Annotated in this window: 1 protein-coding gene and 1 pseudogene; both read left to right on the top strand. The window is 64.0% G+C overall.

Annotation, left to right across the window (positions count from 1 at the left end; all coding sequences use genetic code 11):
* A pseudogene (locus JF66_RS23935) lies at nt 1–248 on the top strand (capsular biosynthesis protein); the annotation flags it as partial.
* A partial coding sequence (locus JF66_RS19885) for a UDP-N-acetyl glucosamine 2-epimerase (protein WP_035880618.1) occupies nt 245–728 on the top strand: 484 nt, incomplete at its 3' end. The pseudogene JF66_RS23935 and the gene JF66_RS19885, both read left to right, overlap by 4 nt.

Genomic DNA, 728 nt, shown 5'->3' on the forward strand with positions numbered 1-728 from the left:
ACCGGCGCAAGGTGGAGCGTTTCACCGTGCTCTACGGTGACGCGGTGATCGCCCTGCGGCAGCTGTTCACGGACCAGGTCGTCGACTTCGCCGTGTCGGGCGACGACCCGGTGAGTGTTGACATGCCCACCATGTGGGCGCATAAGATCACGAACACCGGAGCGGATGTGCTCTTCACCTCGTTCTGGACCAATGAACCCTTCGATGCCCAACGTCCCGACACGATTGCGGAAGCGGTGCAGCCATGACCGAGCGGAGCCCGACGCACCGCCTCAAGATCGTGACGGTCGTGGGAACGCGACCGGAGATCATCCGCTTGTCGGCCACGATCAAACGCCTCGACGCGCACACCGAGCACGTGCTCGTGCACACCGGCCAGAACTACGACTACGAGCTCAACGAGGTCTTCTTCGACGACCTCGGGCTGCGGCGACCCGACCATTTTCTCGAGGCGGACACGAGCTCGCTCGGTGCGGTGCTCGGCTCGATCCTGCTGAAGACCGAAATGGTGCTCGTCCGGGAGAAGCCCGACGCGCTCCTCGTGCTCGGCGATACGAACAGCTGCATCGCGGCGCTGATGGCGCGGCGCATGAAGATCCCCGTGTTCCACATGGAGGCCGGCAACCGGTGCTTCGATGAGAACGTGCCCGAAGAGGTGAACCGTCGCCTCGTGGACCACGTGGCGGACTACAACCTCGTGTACACCGAGCACGCCAGGCGTAACCTGC

The organism is Cryobacterium sp. MLB-32 (assembly GCF_000738085.1).
In the GTDB taxonomy this organism is placed as follows: Bacteria; Actinomycetota; Actinomycetes; order Actinomycetales; family Microbacteriaceae; genus Cryobacterium.